Below are 17,878 nucleotides of genomic sequence, written 5' to 3' on the forward strand. Positions count from 1 at the left end.
GGCGGCAGGGTTCCGCAACAGAATAGTCGTTGCAACAGGGGAAATTGCTTACTAGAACACAACCTGTCGGTTTCCATGAGGAATCAAAAGGGAATCCGCCACCGGCTTGCCGGTGAACCGGAACTGCCCCCGCAACTGTAGGCGATGAGCGTGCAGCGATCATGCCACTGTGGCCACCGTGCCATGGGAAGGCCGCTGCTGTGATGACTCGCAAGTCAGGAGACCTGCCGACGCTGAATGCAACGCGGCCCGGGCGGGGAGTCCGGGGAGGTGTCGAATGAGATTAATCCTGCGGTGCCCAAAGGCACCTGCCATCGCCAGTACCTATGCGTCGCCCCTTTCGGGTGCCGTATTCGTCAGCCACGGGTTCGCTATTCCCTCTTTGTTTCTGGTCGCATCATCCCCTGGAGACAATCAATGTATTCCCGATTTCTGACGGCGGCTCTGCTGGGCGTGGCCAGTTTTGTGCCGATGGCGCAGGCTCAGACGACCTATCCTTTGACGATTGAAAATTGCGGTGTCGAGGTCACCTTCGATGCAGCCCCCAAGACTGCGGTCACGGTCGGTCAGGCCGGAACCGAGCTTTTGTATTCGCTTGGACTTGGCGACAAGGTCGCGGGAACATCGGTCTGGTTTACCGAGGTGTTGCCTGAATTTTCTGAATTGAATGCGGGTGTCGAACGGCTGGCGGACAATGATCCCAGCTTCGAATCCGTGGTCGACAAGCGCCCGGATATCGTTGCGGTGCAATATGAATGGCATATCGGCCCGCAGGGCATCGTTGCCACCCGCGAACAATTCTCGGATCTTGGCATCCCGACCTTTGTTCTGCCCGCCGATTGCTGGGCCAAGGACAACAGCACCGGATCGGACGGAACCCGCTCTGCCATGTTTGAGATGGCCAGCATTTATGCAGGCGTCACCCAGCTTGCGCAGATCTTCGATGTGTCTGACAAAGGCGACGCCTTGCTGGCGGATCTGAAGGCCCGCGAAGCTGCGGCCATTGCAAAGGCGGCTGAGTTGGATCTGCAAGATGCCTCGGCTGTTTTCTGGTTCTCGTCGGCCGAGATGGACATTGACCCCTACGTTGCCGGGCGCAAGGGGCCTCCGGGTTACATGATGGACAAGCTCGGGCTGCGTAATGTCGTGGAAAGCGACGAGGAATGGCCGGTTGTTGGCTGGGAAACCATCGCCCGCGCGAATCCGTCAGTCATCGTGGTGGCCGAGATGGACAGGCGCCGCTTTGCGGCGGATGATGTCGAGAAAAAGCTGGAATTCCTTAGAACAGACCCGGTGACCAGCCAGATGGATGCGGTAAAGAATGACCGCATCGTGATCCTGAATGCGCATTCTATGGATCCATCAATCCGCAATATCACGGCGCTTGAAACGCTGGCCGAGGCCCTGCCGAAGTTCGATCTGCAATGACGGATGCGGCTGCTCCAGGCGTTTTTCGGCGCTCGTTTGGGCTGTGGATTGCACAGGGGCCAGCCGTATTGATCCTGGCAATCCTGGCTGGGGTTGTCATTGGTGAAACGCCGCTGCCGCTTTCGACGGTGGCGGCGGTCTTTGCAAACCGTCTTTGGGATGCGGGTTTGATCCTTGACCCGATCGACGCTGGCATAATCTGGAGCTACCGGCTGCCGCGCACCCTGGTCGCTGCGGGCTGTGGCGCGGGTCTTGCCCTATCGGGCGTTGTTCTACAGGCTTTGGTGCGCAATGCCTTGGCGGATCCCTATCTTTTGGGCGTCTCTGCGGGGGCCGGAGCGGGCGCCGTGGCCGTGACGATCCTTGGCGTCGGTGGCGGGTTGCTCGGGATTTCGGGCGGGGCCTTTATCGGTGCGACCCTGTCATTTGCCGTGGTGGCGGCGCTGGCGCGGGCCGCGGGTGGCGGCTCGGCGCAGCTTGTGCTTGCGGGCATCGCCGGTTCGCAGCTTTTCAACGCGTTGACCTCCTTTCTTATCGCCAAGTCGGCGAATGCGGAACAGGCGCGCGGCATCATGTTCTGGCTGCTGGGCAATCTGTCCGGCGTACGATGGCCGGATGTCATGCTGGCGGCGCCCGTCGCGATGATCGGCTTTCTGATCTGCCTGTGGTTCGCACGCGCGATGGATGCGTTTTCCTTCGGTGTTTCTTCAGCGGCATCGCTGGGCGTGCCGGTTCGCCGGGTTCAGATTGTGCTGATCGGTGTGGTGACGCTGATGACTGCGACCATGGTCAGCCTGGTTGGATCCATCGGATTCGTCGGCCTTGTCATCCCGCATGCCATGCGGTTTGTCGTCGGTCCGAGACACGCGCGGCTGGTGCCCGCCTCGGCGCTTGCGGGGGCTGTCTTTCTGATTGCGGCGGATATCGCCTCGCGGATGCTGATCCCCGGTCAGGTTGTCCCGATCGGCGTGGTCACAGCGCTGGTCGGCGCGCCGGGCTTTGCGCTGATTCTTGTACACAGCCGGAGGCGGCTGTGAGACTGGCAGCAAAATCCGTCGGCTGGGCGGCAGGATCGCGGCGCATTGTTCAAGAGGTCTCGCTTGAGATTGCCCCGGGCGAGACATTCGGCCTGATCGGCCCAAACGGCTCTGGCAAGTCTACGCTCTTACGTCTTTTGGCGGGGCTTCTGGCGCGGCCCTCTGGTGTTGTTTTGCTGGACGGCGATCTCCTGACCAGCCTTGGCAGGCGCGACATTGCCCAGCAGATTGCAGTTGTGGAACAGATTGCCGAAACCTCCGAGGCGCTTTCGGTGCTCGATGTGGTCGAGCTTGGCCGCACGCCCTGGCTCTCGGCGCTGGCGCCTTTTAGTGCGCAGGATCGGGTCATTGTTGCAGAATCTCTGGCGGCCGTGGACATGGCCGATATGGCGGGGCACAGCTGGGCAACGCTTTCGGGCGGTGAGCGCCAGCGCGTCCAGATCGCGCGGGCATTGGCGCAGCGGCCGCGTCTCTTGATGCTGGACGAGCCGACCAACCACCTGGATATCCACCACCAGCTGTCGCTGTTGCGGTTGGTGGGCGATTTGCCGGTGACGGTTGTCATGGCGCTGCATGATCTTAATCAGGCAATGAGATGCGATCGCCTTGGCGTGATGGAAGCGGGGCGGATGGTCGCCTGCGGCCTGCCCGAGGATGTGCTGACCCCTGCGCGGCTTGCATCAATCTTTCGCGTGCGGGCCACCCGGCTGCGCGACCCCGCCGACGGCGCAACGGTCTTTCGTTTTCAATGTCTTGAGGAGTGAACAGATGAAACCCATTGTACTGCTGCTGAGTGTCCTGACGGCCCTGACCGCCCGGCCTGCCTGGGCCGAGACGCATGAGGTGCAGATGTATACGCGCAACGCAAGCGGCCCGATGATCTATGAACCGGAATTTCTGCGGATTGCCCCCGGCGACGAAGTGCGTTTCATCCCGGTGCAACCGGGCCACAATGCTGCGACCATCGACGGCATGACGCCCGAAGGTGCCGCACCGTTCAAGAGCCAGATCAACGAAGATTACACGGTGACACTGACGGTGCCGGGGCGCTACGGGATCAAATGCTCGCCGCATTTCGCCATGGGCATGGTGATGCTGATCGAAGTTGGCAACAGCCCAGAAACAACATTTCCCGCCGATCTTCCGCGCCGGGCGCAAGATCGTTTCGATGCCATCCTTGCGGCAAACCCCGAATGATCGCACATCACGATCTGTGATGGCGGGATCACATAATCTGTGCTTCTTCTTTCTGAATGAGCTGCGATAAAGGCGTGTCACAGGAGGCACAGATGACCCAGAATGCGCGCGAGAATGTTGATACCCCTCAGGGGTTGGCCTTTGCCATTACGGCCTATTTGCTGTGGGGTTTTTTGCCGCTGTATATGAAGCTGTTGGATCATGTGCCTGCGGCCGAGGTGGTGGCGCATCGGGTGCTTTGGTCGGTGCCGGTGGCCGGGGTCCTGCTGGTCTTTCTGGGGCGTACCCGTGATCTGCGCACGGCGCTGACCAGTCCGCATACCCTTGGGATGGCCTGCGTGACGGCGGCGCTGATTTCCATCAACTGGGGGATCTATGTCTGGTCCATTTCGGCTGGGCAGGCGCTGGATGCCGCATTGGGCTATTACATCAACCCGCTGTTCAGTATTGCCCTGGGCGCGGTCTTGCTGCGCGAGAAGCTGAGCCGCACCCAGCTGGCGGCTATTGCCCTGGCGGCGGCCGGGGTTCTGGTGTTGACGCTTGAGGCCGGGCGCGTGCCGCTGGCGGCCATTGGGCTGACGCTCAGCTGGGGGTTTTATGCCTTTTTCAAAAAGCGGCTGCCGGTTGGCCCCAATCAGGGCTTTATGCTGGAGGTGCTGATCCTGACACCGCCTGCGCTGGGCTATCTGGTCTATGCTTCTGTCACTGGGACAACGCATTTTCAGGGCGTTGATGTCTGGCTGCTGATGGGCTGTGGCTTGGTGACGGCGGTGCCGCTGATCGTCTATGCCAATGGCGCGAAATTGCTGCGGCTTTCGACCATTGGGATTTTACAATATATCGCGCCAACCATGATCTTCTTGATCGCGGTTTTTGTGTTCGGAGAGGAATTCGGCCGCGCCCGGATGATTGCCTTCCCGATGATCTGGGCAGCCTTGGTGATCTATTCGATCCCATTGATCCGCAACTGGCGCAGCCCGGCAAAGACCCTCGCCTGAGGCCACCCTGGCCAAGCCCGCTTTGGGCCAGGCCGCAGGGGGGGGGGGGGGCGTTCTAGCTGAGCGCCTTGCGGAATTCTAGAAAGCGGGCATCTGTCTGGACCCGTGCATTGATCGCGTCGCGGAGCGCCCCAATCGTTTTATGCGGGCGCATTACCACCTCGAAGGTCTGGATCAGCCCGGCATCATTCAGCGTGATCAGGTCAACGCCGACGCAGTCCAGATCACCGACCTTGCACTGGAACTCCAGGGCCCAATCGGCACCGTCGCCCATGATGCGGCGATAGCGGAAATCCAAGAAGATCTGCCCTACATGGCCCAGAACCGCGGCAACAGGTGCGCGTCCAGTCCAGGTTTTCCAATAGGTTGGTGGCAGAAACCGCACGTCTTCGGCCAGCAGCTCGGCGATGGCCTCTTCCTCGCCCTTGGCGACGACCTCCTGCATGCGGGTGATGGTTGGGTGCATGGTCTTCTCTCCCTTGGATTGCTTGCGGCGATGCTTGCCTTTGGCGGCCTGTGGGGCAAGCGCGACGTTGCGGGAACTTGCCCCGGACAGCAAGGCGCAGTAGGCAGGCGCTCATGGCAGTTTCAAGTGATTATACCCCGCCGCAGGACCCGCTGGAGATCCTGCATCATGACGCCCAGATTCTGGTGGTCAACAAGCCCGCCGGTTTGCTCAGCGTTCCCGGACGTGGCGAACACCTGGCCGATTGCCTGCTCACACGGGTGCAAGCGGTTTTCCCCGAGGCCCTGCTGGTGCATCGGCTGGACCGCGATACCTCGGGGGTGCTGGTTTTTGGCGTTACGCCGCATGCGCAGCGACATCTGTCGATGCAATTTGAAAAACGCACTGCGCGCAAGGTCTATGTGGCGCGTCTTGCCGGGCGGCTAGAGCCAAGGGCCGGAGAGGTGGATCTGCCGCTGATCGTGGATTGGCCGAATCGGCCGCGCCAGATGGTCTGCCATGACACCGGAAAACCCGCCCTGACCGAATACCGGGTGGTGAAATTTGGCGAGGACGAAACCCGCGTGCGTCTGACGCCCAAGACCGGGCGGACCCATCAGCTGCGGGTGCATATGCTGGCGCTGGGCCATGCGATCTTGGGCGATCCGCTCTATGCCAGTGGCGCGGGATTGGACTATGATCGCATGATGCTGCATTCCGAAGAGCTACGGATCAAGCACCCGGATAGCAGCCTGTCGATGAAGTTTCGCGCCAAGGCGGATTTCTAGCCGGATCAGCGCTGGGGCGTCAGGTACTGATCTTCAGCCAGTCTGGCGGCAAAATATCCGGGTTGTGCAATTTGGGGTCGCCAAACCAGTTGGCCGGCCCCGCCACCCGTTTCTGCGCGTTCTGGTTCAACCAGGCGGCCCACCAGGAAAAAGAGCTGTTGCCGATGATATTGTGCTTGCACAGGCTCATCAGGCGCATGTCTTCGAAATCGGTCTCCGGCCCGTTGAAATCGACAACGACCTTGCGACAGGGCAACGGAAGGTTTTCCTTGGCCCAGTCGGGATCATCAGAAAACACATAGACCGTGGGATCGTCACCGGCCAGCCCGTCCAGAAGGCGCGCCAGCGCCGCTTCGTAATAGGCCTGATCGCAGAGCACATGGGCCGAGAGGGCCACATAATCGCCGCGCCGCACATGCAGTGAGATGGCGTTATCGTCGGTGATCTGTGCTGCCATCTCGGCGTTCTGGGTATTTGAGACCTCGGGGAAGGTGAAATCGGCGCGAATCTGGTTCGCGATACCGGCAAAGTAGCGCTCGCTCTGCCAATAGCCATGCAGGTAGCTGTCATCGCTCCAGCTTTCAAACGCGGGGTTATAGCCCAGCCCGCGCTCGCGGCGAAACTTTGGCGCCAGCCCCAACCCGCGCCACAGGGCATAGCGCAGCGGCGCCTTGTCTTTCAGTGGCGGCAGCGGGCTAGGCGGGGTGAGGGGCAGATCAAAGACCCGTGTCAGCACCCCCTCTCCGCGCTGTTCTGCACCGCGACTGTCCAGCGCCACGGGGCAGTGCAGGCGGTGCGCCAGCGCGCGGGCGGCTGCGTATTGAAACATCTGGTTGCCAAGACGGCCATGTAGGCGAGCGGTGATCATGACAGGGTCCTTCCTGGCTTTGCGCCCTTGTGAATAGAGCGAATTTTCCGGTTTGACCAGTTCTGGCCTGCGCACGGGCGGCGGCATGGGGCTTGACGCAAAGCGGGCGAGTGCCGTAAGGGGGCGCAAGGTTTGGGTTCCCTGCCTGCCGCAGCCCTGTCGGGGCCATGGTGAAACCCTAAAGACCAAGATCACATCTATCGCTCATATCTCTGGCGCGCTGGATGGCAATGCGGCCCCCATCATGACCTGCGTGCCTTTATGGGACGAGATACAGATGACTGATTTTTCAAATATACCGCCTGTGGATGCGTTAAAGCTCCAGGCAAAGCGGCTGCGACAGCAGCTCAAGTCCAGCGGCGTTGCCCTGGGCCATTCGCAATCGCTGGAACTGGTGGCGCAGCAATACGGCGCCCGCGATTGGAATACTCTGCAGGCGCGGGCCGGGAACCGGTTGCAGCTGCGCGTCGGTGATCATGTGCGCGGGCGCTATCTGGGGCAGGCCTTCACCGCCGAGGTGCGCAGCCTGACCCTGATGGGAGACGGAGAAAGCCGCCAAGTTGTCCTGCATCTCGATACCCCCGTGGATGTGGTGCGCTTTGAGAGCTTTTCCTCATTGCGGCAACGGGTTCGGGGGGTGATCGGCTGGGATGGCTGTTCGACGCTCAAGACCTCTGATGGGGTGCCGCAGCTGGTGGTCGAAGGGGCCGCCAAGGTCTGACGGTATCGGGGGGCGCAGGCAGGATTGTCGCTGGTGCGAACACAGCAAAGGCCGCCCTTGGGCGGCCTTTGCGTGGTTTTCAGGGCTGCGCTGGCCTTATTCTGGCGTCCAGCCGCCCACTGATTTGACCTCAAGAAAGTCTTCGATACCCCAGCGACCACCTTCGCGGCCATTGCCGGACTGTTTCATGCCACCAAAGGGCGCGCCGGCGCTGCGGGACTTGCCGTTGATTTCAACCATGCCAGAGCGCAGCACACGGGCCAAACGGTTGGCGCGGGCGCTGTCCTGAGTCTGTACGTAGTTGGTCAGCCCATAGGGCGTATCATTGGCGATCTCGATGGCTTCCTCTTCGGTTTCAAAGGGGATGATGCTGAGCACTGGGCCAAAGATTTCTTCGCGCGCGACAATCATCTGGTTGTTCACATCGGCAAAGACGGTGGGCTTGACGTAAAAGCCCTTGTTCAGGCCTTCGGGGCGTCCGGTGCCGCCGGCGACCAGCTTGGCACCTTCATCAATGCCCTTTTGGATCAGGTCTTGAATCTTGTTCCACTGCACCTCGTTGACCACTGGGCCGATGTGGCGGCCTTCGTTTGAGGACGGGCCAACGGAAACCTTGGCCGCTACTTCGGCGGCGGTGGCGACGGCCTGATCATAGACGCCCTTTTGCACCAACATCCGGCTTGGTGCGTTGCAGCTTTGGCCGGTGTTGTTCATCATGCTCAGCACGCCGCGTTTCACGGCCTTTTCATCGGCATCGTCAAACACCAGGTTGGCGCCTTTGCCGCCCAGCTCCAGATGCACCTTTTTCAGGGTATCTGCGGCGGCTTTGGAAATCGCGGTGCCTGCGCGGGTAGAGCCGGTGAAAGACACCATATCCACGTCGGGGTGGGCGCTCAGCTGTGAGCCAACGCCAACGCCATCACCATTGACCAGATTGAAGACGCCTTTGGGGAAACCGGCCTCGTCCATCATTTCGGCAAACAGCATTGCATTCAGCGGGCTTTGCTCAGACGGCTTCAGCACCATGGTACAGCCGGCAACCGCCGCCGCACCCACCTTCAGGGTGACCTGATTCATTGGCCAGTTCCAGGGGGTGATCAGCGCTGCAACGCCGACCGCTTCATGGATGATGCGGTCATTGGGGGCGTGGTCGCCAAGCGGTTCTTCAAAGGCAAAGGCCTTGGCCTCTTTGATGAAGTTGTCCAGGTGGTAGCTGCCGGCGCCAACCTGCTGGCTACGTGCCATTGAAATGGGGGCGCCCATTTCCAGAGACATCGCTTCCGCCATTTCATCGCCGCGTTTGGCATAAATCTCGAGCAGTTTTTCCACCAGGGCAATCCGCTCTGCCACCGGGGTAGCCATCCAACCGGGCAGCGCGGCCTTGGCAGCGGCGACGGCGGCGTCGGTATCGGCCTGATCGCCTAGCGAGATTACCGCGCAGGCCTCTTCGGTAGAGGGGTCGATCACTTCGAAATCATGTGCCTGTGCGGGGGCCACCCACGCACCGTTGATGTAAAAGTCGCGTTTCTCAATCATGTCCGGGTCTCCCATTTCGATGCAGGTTCTGGCTGGCGGGCCAGAGGTCAAGCGGTACTCTGTCATCCCGGTTACCGAGGGGCAAGCTCTCATGCGGAATAATTTGATCAAATTATTCGTGCCAGTCGGATTGACGGCAAAGTTTGGCAGGGATTGGCCCAATCAGTCTTGGCTTTGGTGTTTTGGGGTGGTGAATCTTCTGTTGGACTGTAACGTTGCGGCATCATGAAACCGGGCTGAAGACTGGCCCGATGATGACCAAAGAGGAGACCGTTATGGGTTTGCGTATTAATGATGTCGTTCCAAACTTCACCGCCGAAACCGACCAGGGGGAAATCAGCTTCCACGATTGGATCGGCGACAGCTGGGCCATTTTGTTTTCTCACCCCAAGGATTTCACCCCGGTCTGCACCACCGAGTTTTCGGCAGTGGCGCAGCTGAGCGATGAATGGGCAAAGCGCGGCACCAAGGTCATCGGCGTCTCTGTTGATGGTGTTGAGGATCACAAGAAATGGAAAGGTGATATCGAGAAATACGGCAATGCCGCCGCTGGTTTCCCGATCATCGCCGATGAAGGTCTGGCCGTTTCCAAGGCTTTTGACATGCTGCCCGCCGAGGCCTACCTGCCCGATGGCCGCACCCCTGCTGATAGCGCCACGGTGCGGTCTGTCTTTATCATTGGGCCGGACAAGCAGCTGAAGCTGTCGATGACCTACCCGATGACCGTTGGCCGCAACTTTGCCGAGATCCTGCGCGCCTTGGATGGGCTGCAAATGTCCATCGGCAACGGTGTCGCCACCCCGGCAAACTGGGTTCCGGGTGAAGATGTGATCATCCCGCCCACCGTGTCGAATGAGGATGCCAAAGCCAAGTTTGGCGAATTCGAGACCGTCTTCCCCTACCTGCGCAAAACCAAAGCGCCCAGCTAAGGCTGATGACATTTCCCAAGACGTGAAAAGGGGCCATTGGCCCCTTTTTTCCGTTTCATGCGGTGTGTTTTGTCAGCTCGGGCCCATGATGACGGATGCTGCAAGGCCGCTTAGGCGTATCGAAGCGGACTGTGCGAAATCGGCAGGTTATCTCTTCTGTGGTCGTGATGAAATCTGGGCGCGATAGAGAGTGCGTTTGAATTCGCGGCTGAGCTTGCTGCCAGATTTTCGTTTCTGGATGGTGGATCCCCCCAGCGCCTCGGTTTGTTCGGAAACGCCGTTGGGCAGGATGGTGTGAATCGGCTGCTGGTGGATCCAGTGCATCTGCAGAAAGGTATCCACCGGACGGTCCAGCACCTCGGTTGCGGCCAGCAGGCGCTGGGCGGCGCTGCGACCAACCACCTGCGCCACGGTCTGCAGCCCGATCACCTTGGGTAGGAACAGTTTGCTGTCGCCTTCCTGGCCGATCTGGGTGGCGGGGGCCTCGCGGCGTTTGGCGGGCAGGCGGATAAAGCGATCCGGGGTCGCAAAGCGGTTAATGAGGGCGCAGGCCTGGCCCCAGCCGATTGCATCAAGGGCCAGGTCATCCTCGACAATCAGCGCGTAATCCCAGCCGGTATCGACAATGCGCTGCCAGCAGCGTCGGTGCGACAGGAAGCAGCCAATTTCGCCGGGACCGAGGGGAAAGGGGTAGGGCGGCTGATGCAGATCGCCGGGGCGCAGCATCTCTGCATGGTCCGCAGCCACCTTGCGCCCGTTCACCGCCTCGATCACCTCGGCGTTGGGCAGCGAGAACAGCAGGTGTTCGACATTGGCGGCGCGGTTGCTGCTGCCGGGCATATGGATGATCAGCGAATGCATGTCTTCACCTAGCGCAGATCCGGCGCCAGGGAAAGCTTCCTGCCAAAGACCCGGTGCCTGCTTGCCATTGATGATCTGTACCCGTTTGAAACATGGGATGATCTGGTGCCGCAACGGGCATGAAAAAGGCCCCAGCGCAACACGCCGGGGCCTTTCGTTTGGTCAGATCAGAAGGCTGGATCAGTCTTCTTTTTTCTCAGGAGCCATCTCTTCGCCGGTTTCCTGGTCGATCATCTTCATCGACAGGCGGACCTTGCCGCGATCGTCAAAGCCCAAGAGCTTCACTTTCACTTCCTGGCCTTCCTTCAGAACATCCGAAGGGTGGTTCAGGCGGCGGTTTTCGATCTGGCTGACGTGCACCAGGCCGTCGCGCTTGCCAAAGAAGTTCACAAAGGCGCCGAAGTCGACGATTTTGACAACTTTCCCGGTGTAGACTTTGCCTTCTTCGGGCTCGGCCACGATGGAATAGATCATGTCGTAGGCTTTCTTGATCGAGTCGCCGTTGGGCGATGCGATCTTGATGATGCCTTCGTCATTGATATCCACCTTGGCGCCGGAAACTTCGACGATCTCGCGGATGACTTTACCGCCGGAACCGATGACTTCACGGATCTTGTCGGTGGGCACCTGCATGGTTTCGATGCGTGGCGCGTGGACCGAGAATTCCGCAGCACCGGACAGTGCTTTGTTCATCTCGCCCAGGATGTGGATACGGCCTGCTTTGGCCTGCTCCAGGGCTTTTTCCATGATCTCGGGCGTGATGCCTGCGATCTTGATGTCCATCTGCAAAGAGGTGATACCTGCTTCGGTACCGGCCACTTTGAAGTCCATGTCGCCAAGGTGATCTTCGTCACCCAGGATGTCGGACAGGATCGCGTAGGAACCGTCGTCTTCCAGGATCAGACCCATGGCAACACCAGCAACCGGTGCTTTCAGCGGCACGCCTGCATCCATCATCGACAAGGAGCCACCGCAGACCGAAGCCATCGAGGAGGAGCCGTTGGATTCGGTGATCTCGGAGACCACGCGGATGGTGTAGGGGAAGTCGGTTGCCGCAGGCAGAACCGCCTGAAGCGCGCGCCATGCCAGCTTACCGTGACCAATTTCACGACGGCCGGGGCCGCCCACACGACCAACTTCACCAACCGAATAGGGAGGGAAGTTATAGTGCAGCAGGAAGTTGGATTTGAAGTTGCCATGCAGCGCGTCGATGAACTGCTCATCGTCGCCGGTGCCCAGCGTGGTCACAACCAGACCCTGGGTTTCACCACGGGTGAACAGGGCAGAACCGTGTGTACGCGGCAGCAGGCCGGTTTCGGAAACGATATCGCGGATCTCATCGGTGGCACGGCCATCGATACGCTTGCCGGTTTTGACAACATCGCCACGCAGAATGCCCGCTTCCAGCTTTTTCAGGGCGGAACCAAGGTTGGCGTCGTCCAGCTGCTCTTCGGTCAGGGATTCTTTGATGGTGGCGCGTGCGGCGGCAACAGCGGCGGTGCGCTCTTGCTTGTCGCTGATCGCAAAGGCGGCGCGCATTTCTGTTTCACCCGCAGCTTTCACCGCTTCAAACAGATCGGCATAGTCAGGCGCAGCAAAATCGAAGGGCTCTTTTGCTGCTTCTTCCGCCAGCGAGATGATCAGGTCGATCACAGGCTGGATGGCGTCATGGGCAAATTTGACCGCGCCGAGCATTTCAGCTTCCGACAGCTCATAGGCTTCGGATTCGACCATCATCACCGCGTCTTTGGTGCCGGCAACAACCAGATCCAGGCGCTGATCAGGGTTCAGGCGCAGGTCCTGCATGTCGTCGACGGTTGGGTTGAGGACGTATTCGCCGCCTTCAAAACCAACGCGGGCCGCTGCGATTGGACCCATGAAGGGCGCGCCAGACAGGGTCAACGCGGCAGAGGCCGCGATCATCGCAACCATGTCCGGGTCATTGACCAGATCGTGGCTCAGCACGGTGCACATCACCAGGACTTCGTTTTTGAAGCCAGGCACAAACAGCGGGCGGATCGGACGGTCGATCAGGCGCGCAGTCAGTGTTTCTTTTTCGGTGGGGCGCGCTTCGCGCTTGAAGAAACCGCCGGGCACTTTACCCGCGGCATAGTATTTTTCCTGATAGTGGACGGTCAGGGGAAAGAAGTCCTGGCCAGGCTTTTGCTGGCGGGCAAAAGTCACGTTGGCCATAACGCTTGTTTCACCCAGGGTGGCGATGACCGAGCCATCAGCCTGACGGGCAACCTTGCCCGTTTCCAGTGTCAGCGTTTCTTCGCCCCACTGCATCGATTTTTTCGTAACGTTGAACATGTCAGCATCCTATATGGGAGCACTCCCAGGCGGATCCCGGGTCTCCCGTTGCATGTAGCGGCCGCATTGCCGCCGGCTTCTTCCATCTTTATTTCGCGTGTCGAAGCCAAGCACGTGTCTCAGATAAACCGCCCTTACAGCAGAATGTCGCCAAAAGAAAGGAAAAGCACAGGGGGCGGGCCTTGCTACGCGCAAGAGCGGCGATATATTACTGAAAAGATGAGGACGACCTCCCCCGCATGCGGCGGGTTAGCACACGGGACGGCCCGGTTTTGGGCCCTTTGGGGCCACAGATATATGGGGTCGCAGATGCGCAGTACAGCAGATCGAATTCGTCACGCCATCAGTTTTGAAGTAATCGGACTACTGGTGGCCATCCCGCTGGGAGCCTGGGCCTTTGGGCTGGAGATGCACGCGATTGGCGTGATTGCCTTGGTCGGGGCGACCCTGGCCACACTCTGGAACTATCTGTTCAATCTTGGCTTTGACCGCGCCATGATCCACTGGGTTGGTCACAGTCAGAAATGGCCGACCCTGCGGGTTCTTCATGCGCTGCTGTTTGAGGCTGGTCTGTTGGCGATGCTGTTGCCCTTCATCGCCTGGCACCTGCAAATCGGGATCTGGGCCGCGCTGGTGATGGACCTTGGGTTCGCCGGATTTTATCTTGTCTATGCTTTTGTTTACAACTGGGCCTATGACCTGGTGTTTCCGATTCCGGCGCAGGCCAGCCTTGACTAAGGCGCTTCGCTTTCCATGGTGAAACTGCTTGCGAGCGGTTGCAGGGTCGCGGGGTTTGCCCTGTAAAAGACCCTGTTCTTAATCGTCTTCGGGGGGATCAGTCCCTTCTGATCTGACTAGCCTGTTGTCTTTTTGCACCGGGAATCGGCAAGTAGATCATTTGATCGACTTGCTGTCCCGCATTGACCACAAGGCTGAAGAGGCAAGGGTCTGGTGCGGGTGTCTTGAATGGGTGCGCCGTGACTAACGATCAAAGGCATCAAGCCACCCCTGTTCCAGGGATCCGTGTAGGCCGATCGCTGCGTGCCAGAGTTGCCGCTTCTGCCCGGTCCAGGCTGGCCAGGGCCTGTTCCAGAGTGTCGCCTCTGGCTTTGGTCTTTAGCCAGACTTTGCGGCAAGAGGCAGGCGACCAGGGCAGCTTGGCGCCCTGAATCCAAAGCCGCAGGTCGCGCGGCAATTGGTCATAGGCTCGCATGGGGTCTTCGCTGCGTTTGCGGCGCTTTACGCTGGTTTCACCAAGGTTGCGTTTTGATGGGCGGGTGGCTGAAGAAGAGGGCATCGATTATATTATGTTATAATATATCGACACCTTCTACTGATCGAATCCATTTGATGCAAGCGAGCCACCCCGCGACAAACAAAAAACGCCCGCTCTAATCAGAGCGGGCGTTGATAATCCTAATGGATTGGTGTTCTTAGCGGCGGATGCCAAGGCGTTTGATCAGGTCCTGGTAACGGGCCACATCTTTGCCTTTGGTGTAGTCCAGCAGCTTACGACGCAGAGCAACCATTTTCAAAAGGCCACGACGACCGTGGTTGTCTTTTTTGTGGGTTTTGAAGTGCTCGGTCAGGGTGTTGATGCGCGAGGTAAGGAGGGCAACCTGTACTTCGGGCGAACCGGTGTCGCCTTCTTTGGTTGCGAATTCTTTCATCAAGCGTGCTTTTTCTTCAGCTGTAATCGACATCGGGGTCTCCTTAAAAAGGTTAGAGGGATGGCACAGGCCGGGATGTCGTCCAGCGCAGGCCCATGGAGTAGAGCTGTCCCGAATCTATGACAGATGCAGAGCAGATGCGGGCGTATAGGCGGTATTGCGGGAAAAGGCAAAGATGTTTTGCCCCGATCATTCTGCTGAGATTAACCAGGCAAGAACCCGGCAGAGATCGCAGATTGGCTGTCGATCAGCGCGATGTCAGCGACGCTCAGCCCTTCGCCGCCCGAAAGGCGCAGAACCTCGGTGCCATTGACCCGGATGATCTGCTGGCCGGGGGTCTCTTCATCGGGTTCGATTGTGATCTGCGGCTCCGCTTCGCTATCCGGGGTCCAGAAGACCACCAGCTGATCTTCGGACCTGTCAAAATCAATCAATTCAACAGCCTCGCCGCTGCCTGCCAGATCTTCGGCCCAGATGTGATCCGCGCCGTCGCCTGCGGTTACGATATCGCCGGCTCCGGCCACCAGGGTGTCATCGCCCGCGCCGCCGTTGAGGTAATCCGTCTCATCGCCATCATCGGCACCCCAGACAAAATCATCGCCGCTGCCGCCAAACAAGCTGTCCTGACCGTCGCCGCCTGCCAGCGTGTCATTGCCGTCATTGCCATGCAGCGCGTCATTGCCGGCCCCGCCGTCCAGGCTGTCGTTGTCCGCACCGCCATGGGCGGTATCGTTGCCGTCGTCGCCTGTCAGGGTGTCCGCACCAAAATGGCCAAACAGCGCGTCGTCGCCCGCATCGCCCCGCAGCGCGTCATCGCCGTATTCTCCGTGCAGGGTGTCACCGCCGCTGCCCCCCGCCAGCGTGTCGTCCCCTGTTGCCCCATGCAGGCTGTCATTGCCTGCGCCGCCCTCGATGGAATCGTCGCCCGCATAGCCGTTCAGCTGGTCGTTGCCGGCCAGGCCGGTGATGTGGTCGTTTAGGTCGCTGCCGACAATGGTGTCAGCCAGGTCAGACCCTGTCAGCTGCGGCCCGTCCAACAATGGCAGATCTCCACTGCCGTTGCTCTCGCTGTCTGTGTCACTGCTGCTGTCAATAAAATCGCAGAGTTCCAGCCCGCTGTCGGTGCCGCTGTCGGTGTCGCCCTCTGTTGCGCCATCAAGGAATTCATCGGCAGGAACCACAGGGGCAACCGGCGAAGCATCGTCCCCGGCCTGATCCTCTGAGGTCTGATCGTCGCTAAAATCCAACAGGGCGGCACCGCCAATCCCCATAAGCCCTAAAAGACCCGCAAACCACAACATGGCATCACTCCAAAACCAAAGCGACCGTCGCGCAGACTAGGGTGACGATCCGTGGTCAGTCTGCCATATCCGGCTTAATTGTCTCCAAACAAATGCGGAACATGGCGCCTGGGTGCTTTGCTGGCAAGTTCAACGGCTTGGAGAGAATTCAGCGAATTCCTGCCGTTAAAAATACGTCAATTCCAAAGCTGCGGGGCCTGAGAATAGGCAATATAGAGCGGATGCTTGGGGTGGCCGTGCTTGCTCAGCCCCAGGTGATGCAGCGGTTTGCCGCTGGCGCGCAGCAGGTTGGCGATGATCGCGCCCTGGCCGCGATGCGCCCCATGGGTGCCCCAGGCGCAGATTACCATATCGGCCCAGTGCATGCCCGCAAGGATCGCCGTTCGATTGTCGGGGCCTTCCGGGTCAGCGGCGGCGCGCATCACCTTTGGATCGGTGGCGCGCAGGGCAAAGATATTGGTGGCTTGAAAGCCGCCAAACCCCAGGGCGCGGGCGCGACGTTCGCAGCGCTCAATCGTGGGGTCGTTCTGTACCTCAGTGGCCTTGGAGGGGTTCAGCATCACAAACATCACCCGCTGGCCTGTGGGTTCCCAAACGCGGGTCAGGCTGTAGCGATAGGTTTCGCAGTCGGAATAGACAGCGGTGGAGGGCGCATCGCCCTTGGTATGGCTGCGGCTGATCATGGCGCTGTCCTGCCAGCCTGCCAGCGATGAGGCAAGCCCATCGCAGCACAGATCTGTCCGGCGCTATGTATCACTCTGGCTGCACAAACACGCGCGAGGGGTGCAATTCGCCTGCCTTGTAGATGCCCACGGCAACAGCCTTGCCTTCAAACGAGGCCCAGGCTTCATCGCCGTATTCGACGGTTGCCGCCAGCACCATGCCGGGATTGCCATTGCGCAGGCGCACCGCACCTTCCGGGGTGCATTTCAGCTCGGGCAGATCGGCCAGCCCCTGTTCCAGCGGGCGCAGATAGCTGTCCAGCTCTGGTGTGCGTTCCATCCGCAGGATGTCGTCCAGCTTCAGCCCGTCGGCGGCATCAAATGGGCCGGACCAGATGCGGCGCAGCTCCTTCACGTGGCCATGACAGCCCAGTGCCGCGCCCAGATCCCGCGCGATAGAGCGCACATAGCCGCCCTTGCCGCAGGTCATTTCCAGGACCACGTGGTCGGGATCGGGACGATCCACCAGCACCAGTTCTTCCACCCAAAGCGGTCGGGCAGCGATTTCAAAGTCATCATCGCCGTCGCGGGCCAGTTTATAGGCGCGCTGCCCGTCGATCTTGACGGCAGAAAACTTGGGCGGCACCTGCTGGATATCGCCGATAAAGGCACCCAGCGCCTGCTTGATCTCTTCATCCGTGGGGCGCGCATCGCTACTGGCAATGGTTTCGCCTTCGGCATCATCGGTGTTGGTGGCCTGGCCCAGCCGCACGGTAAAGGTATAGGCCTTCAACGCGTCGGTAATATAGGGAACGGTCTTGGTGGCCTCGCCCAGGGCAATGGCCAGCACGCCGGTTGCCTCGGGGTCGAGCGTCCCTGCATGGCCGGCCTTCTTGGCCTCCAGCGCCCAGCGGACCTTGTTGACGACAGCGGTCGAGGTCAGCCCGGCAGGTTTATCCACTACCAGCCAACCTGAAATATCGCGCCCTTTGCGTTTGCGTGCCATGTCGTTCCCCGAATGCAAGTGAGGCACGCGGCCTAGCCCAGGGATGCTGTCCTGTCAATTCGACAGTCCAAAGTCCTGGGGCGGTGTGATCAGCCTGGACGGTGACCGGTGTGGCGTC

19 protein-coding genes and 1 riboswitch are annotated in these 17,878 nt (G+C 60.0%); of the genes, 9 read left to right on the plus strand and 10 right to left on the minus strand.

Annotation, left to right across the window (positions count from 1 at the left end):
• Positions 1 to 50 precede the first annotated feature (50 nt).
• A riboswitch (cobalamin riboswitch) is annotated at positions 51 to 246 on the plus strand.
• Between the two features lie 171 nt (positions 247 to 417).
• The 5 genes from P2081_RS07650 to rarD all read left to right on the plus strand — a co-directional run bounded on the left by P2081_RS07650 (position 418) and on the right by rarD (position 4,660).
• Positions 418 to 1,428, plus strand: a complete 1,011-nt coding sequence (locus tag P2081_RS07650; RefSeq protein ID WP_278922275.1) for an ABC transporter substrate-binding protein — start codon at positions 418 to 420, stop codon at positions 1,426 to 1,428.
• A complete protein-coding gene (locus P2081_RS07655) occupies positions 1,425 to 2,465 on the plus strand; it encodes a FecCD family ABC transporter permease (protein ID WP_278922276.1) in 1,041 nt (346 codons plus the stop codon). The genes P2081_RS07650 and P2081_RS07655 overlap by 4 nt, the downstream gene beginning before the upstream one ends.
• Positions 2,462 to 3,229 (plus strand): ABC transporter ATP-binding protein, encoded by a 768-nt coding sequence (locus P2081_RS07660; RefSeq protein ID WP_278922277.1) that lies wholly within the window; start codon positions 2,462 to 2,464, stop codon positions 3,227 to 3,229. The genes P2081_RS07655 and P2081_RS07660 overlap by 4 nt, the downstream gene beginning before the upstream one ends.
• A 4-nt stretch (positions 3,230 to 3,233) precedes the next feature.
• A complete protein-coding gene (locus tag P2081_RS07665; RefSeq protein WP_278922278.1) occupies positions 3,234 to 3,662 on the plus strand; it encodes a pseudoazurin in 429 nt (142 codons plus the stop codon).
• 92 nt (positions 3,663 to 3,754) lie between these two features.
• On the plus strand, positions 3,755 to 4,660 hold the full coding sequence (gene rarD, locus P2081_RS07670) for an EamA family transporter RarD (RefSeq protein ID WP_278922279.1): 906 nt from the start codon (positions 3,755 to 3,757) through the stop codon (positions 4,658 to 4,660).
• A 55-nt stretch (positions 4,661 to 4,715) separates the two neighbouring features.
• Here the strand turns inward: rarD and P2081_RS07675 are convergent, their stop codons facing one another.
• Entirely contained in the window at positions 4,716 to 5,126 is a 411-nt protein-coding gene (locus tag P2081_RS07675; RefSeq protein ID WP_278922280.1) for a nuclear transport factor 2 family protein, read from the minus strand.
• 113 nt (positions 5,127 to 5,239) lie between these two features.
• On the opposite strand from P2081_RS07675, the gene P2081_RS07680 reads away from it, so the two are divergent.
• Complete coding sequence (locus P2081_RS07680) at positions 5,240 to 5,893, plus strand: pseudouridine synthase (protein WP_278922281.1); 654 nt, start codon at positions 5,240 to 5,242, stop codon at positions 5,891 to 5,893.
• 19 nt (positions 5,894 to 5,912) lie between these two features.
• Here the strand turns inward: P2081_RS07680 and P2081_RS07685 are convergent, their stop codons facing one another.
• Positions 5,913 to 6,761 (minus strand): alpha-1,2-fucosyltransferase, encoded by an 849-nt coding sequence (locus P2081_RS07685; protein ID WP_278922282.1) that lies wholly within the window; start codon positions 6,759 to 6,761, stop codon positions 5,913 to 5,915.
• 277 nt (positions 6,762 to 7,038) lie between these two features.
• On the opposite strand from P2081_RS07685, the gene P2081_RS07690 reads away from it, so the two are divergent.
• A complete protein-coding gene (locus P2081_RS07690; protein ID WP_278922283.1) occupies positions 7,039 to 7,482 on the plus strand; it encodes a glyoxalase superfamily protein in 444 nt (147 codons plus the stop codon).
• A 96-nt stretch (positions 7,483 to 7,578) separates the two neighbouring features.
• Here P2081_RS07690 and P2081_RS07695 read toward each other — a convergent pair whose 3' ends face one another.
• Positions 7,579 to 9,018 (minus strand): aldehyde dehydrogenase family protein, encoded by a 1,440-nt coding sequence (locus tag P2081_RS07695; RefSeq protein ID WP_278922284.1) that lies wholly within the window; start codon positions 9,016 to 9,018, stop codon positions 7,579 to 7,581.
• Positions 9,019 to 9,293: 275 nt separating this feature from the next.
• On the opposite strand from P2081_RS07695, the gene P2081_RS07700 reads away from it, so the two are divergent.
• A complete protein-coding gene (locus tag P2081_RS07700) occupies positions 9,294 to 9,947 on the plus strand; it encodes a peroxiredoxin (RefSeq protein WP_278922285.1) in 654 nt (217 codons plus the stop codon).
• Positions 9,948 to 10,094: 147 nt separating this feature from the next.
• Here the strand turns inward: P2081_RS07700 and P2081_RS07705 are convergent, their stop codons facing one another.
• Positions 10,095 to 10,808, minus strand: coding sequence for a glycosyltransferase family 25 protein (locus P2081_RS07705; protein ID WP_278922286.1), 714 nt, complete (start codon positions 10,806 to 10,808; stop codon positions 10,095 to 10,097).
• A 180-nt stretch (positions 10,809 to 10,988) separates the two neighbouring features.
• Positions 10,989 to 13,121: a polyribonucleotide nucleotidyltransferase gene (gene pnp, locus P2081_RS07710; protein WP_278922287.1), complete on the minus strand. Its 2,133-nt coding sequence runs from the start codon at positions 13,119 to 13,121 to the stop codon at positions 10,989 to 10,991.
• Positions 13,122 to 13,430: 309 nt separating this feature from the next.
• Here pnp and P2081_RS07715 point away from each other — a divergent pair, with 309 nt between their 5' ends.
• A complete protein-coding gene (locus P2081_RS07715) occupies positions 13,431 to 13,859 on the plus strand; it encodes a PACE efflux transporter (RefSeq protein ID WP_278922288.1) in 429 nt (142 codons plus the stop codon).
• 259 nt (positions 13,860 to 14,118) lie between these two features.
• On the opposite strand, the gene P2081_RS07720 is transcribed toward P2081_RS07715, so the two are convergent.
• From P2081_RS07720 to truB, 5 genes are all read right to left on the minus strand, one after another.
• Positions 14,119 to 14,418, minus strand: coding sequence for a DUF6525 family protein (locus P2081_RS07720; protein WP_278922289.1), 300 nt, complete (start codon positions 14,416 to 14,418; stop codon positions 14,119 to 14,121).
• Between the two features lie 136 nt (positions 14,419 to 14,554).
• Positions 14,555 to 14,824 carry a 30S ribosomal protein S15 gene (gene rpsO / locus P2081_RS07725; RefSeq protein WP_278922290.1) on the minus strand — a complete coding sequence of 90 codons (270 nt, stop codon included), beginning with the start codon at positions 14,822 to 14,824 and terminating at the stop codon, positions 14,555 to 14,557.
• Between the two features lie 170 nt (positions 14,825 to 14,994).
• Complete coding sequence (locus tag P2081_RS07730) at positions 14,995 to 16,092, minus strand: calcium-binding protein (protein ID WP_278922291.1); 1,098 nt, start codon at positions 16,090 to 16,092, stop codon at positions 14,995 to 14,997.
• Positions 16,093 to 16,268: 176 nt separating this feature from the next.
• Positions 16,269 to 16,775 (minus strand): DUF1643 domain-containing protein, encoded by a 507-nt coding sequence (locus P2081_RS07735; protein ID WP_278922292.1) that lies wholly within the window; start codon positions 16,773 to 16,775, stop codon positions 16,269 to 16,271.
• 70 nt (positions 16,776 to 16,845) lie between these two features.
• Positions 16,846 to 17,760, minus strand: coding sequence for a tRNA pseudouridine(55) synthase TruB (gene truB, locus P2081_RS07740; RefSeq protein ID WP_278922293.1), 915 nt, complete (start codon positions 17,758 to 17,760; stop codon positions 16,846 to 16,848).
• Positions 17,761 to 17,878 lie beyond the last annotated feature (118 nt).

This window comes from Pseudophaeobacter profundi (genome assembly GCF_029697505.1).
Lineage (GTDB): Bacteria > Pseudomonadota > Alphaproteobacteria > Rhodobacterales > Rhodobacteraceae > Pseudophaeobacter > Pseudophaeobacter profundi.

Excerpts from the sequence above, each read along its gene's own strand:
- P2081_RS07650 (WP_278922275.1), top strand. The coding sequence starts at position 418 with ATGTATTCCCGATTTCTGACGGCGGCTCTGCTGGGCGTGGCCAGTTTT.
- P2081_RS07655 (WP_278922276.1), top strand. The coding sequence starts at position 1,425 with ATGACGGATGCGGCTGCTCCAGGCGTTTTTCGGCGCTCGTTTGGGCTG.
- P2081_RS07665 (WP_278922278.1), top strand. The coding sequence starts at position 3,234 with ATGAAACCCATTGTACTGCTGCTGAGTGTCCTGACGGCCCTGACCGCC.
- rarD (WP_278922279.1), top strand. The coding sequence starts at position 3,755 with ATGACCCAGAATGCGCGCGAGAATGTTGATACCCCTCAGGGGTTGGCC.
- P2081_RS07675 (WP_278922280.1), bottom strand. The coding sequence starts at position 5,126 with ATGCACCCAACCATCACCCGCATGCAGGAGGTCGTCGCCAAGGGCGAG.
- P2081_RS07680 (WP_278922281.1), top strand. The coding sequence starts at position 5,240 with ATGGCAGTTTCAAGTGATTATACCCCGCCGCAGGACCCGCTGGAGATC.
- P2081_RS07685 (WP_278922282.1), bottom strand. The coding sequence starts at position 6,761 with ATGATCACCGCTCGCCTACATGGCCGTCTTGGCAACCAGATGTTTCAA.
- P2081_RS07690 (WP_278922283.1), top strand. The coding sequence starts at position 7,039 with ATGACTGATTTTTCAAATATACCGCCTGTGGATGCGTTAAAGCTCCAG.
- P2081_RS07695 (WP_278922284.1), bottom strand. The coding sequence starts at position 9,018 with ATGATTGAGAAACGCGACTTTTACATCAACGGTGCGTGGGTGGCCCCC.
- P2081_RS07700 (WP_278922285.1), top strand. The coding sequence starts at position 9,294 with ATGGGTTTGCGTATTAATGATGTCGTTCCAAACTTCACCGCCGAAACC.
- P2081_RS07705 (WP_278922286.1), bottom strand. The coding sequence starts at position 10,808 with ATGCATTCGCTGATCATCCATATGCCCGGCAGCAGCAACCGCGCCGCC.
- pnp (WP_278922287.1), bottom strand. The coding sequence starts at position 13,121 with ATGTTCAACGTTACGAAAAAATCGATGCAGTGGGGCGAAGAAACGCTG.
- P2081_RS07715 (WP_278922288.1), top strand. The coding sequence starts at position 13,431 with ATGCGCAGTACAGCAGATCGAATTCGTCACGCCATCAGTTTTGAAGTA.
- P2081_RS07720 (WP_278922289.1), bottom strand. The coding sequence starts at position 14,418 with ATGCCCTCTTCTTCAGCCACCCGCCCATCAAAACGCAACCTTGGTGAA.
- rpsO (WP_278922290.1), bottom strand. The coding sequence starts at position 14,824 with ATGTCGATTACAGCTGAAGAAAAAGCACGCTTGATGAAAGAATTCGCA.
- P2081_RS07730 (WP_278922291.1), bottom strand. The coding sequence starts at position 16,092 with ATGTTGTGGTTTGCGGGTCTTTTAGGGCTTATGGGGATTGGCGGTGCC.
- P2081_RS07735 (WP_278922292.1), bottom strand. The coding sequence starts at position 16,775 with ATGATCAGCCGCAGCCATACCAAGGGCGATGCGCCCTCCACCGCTGTC.
- truB (WP_278922293.1), bottom strand. The coding sequence starts at position 17,760 with ATGGCACGCAAACGCAAAGGGCGCGATATTTCAGGTTGGCTGGTAGTG.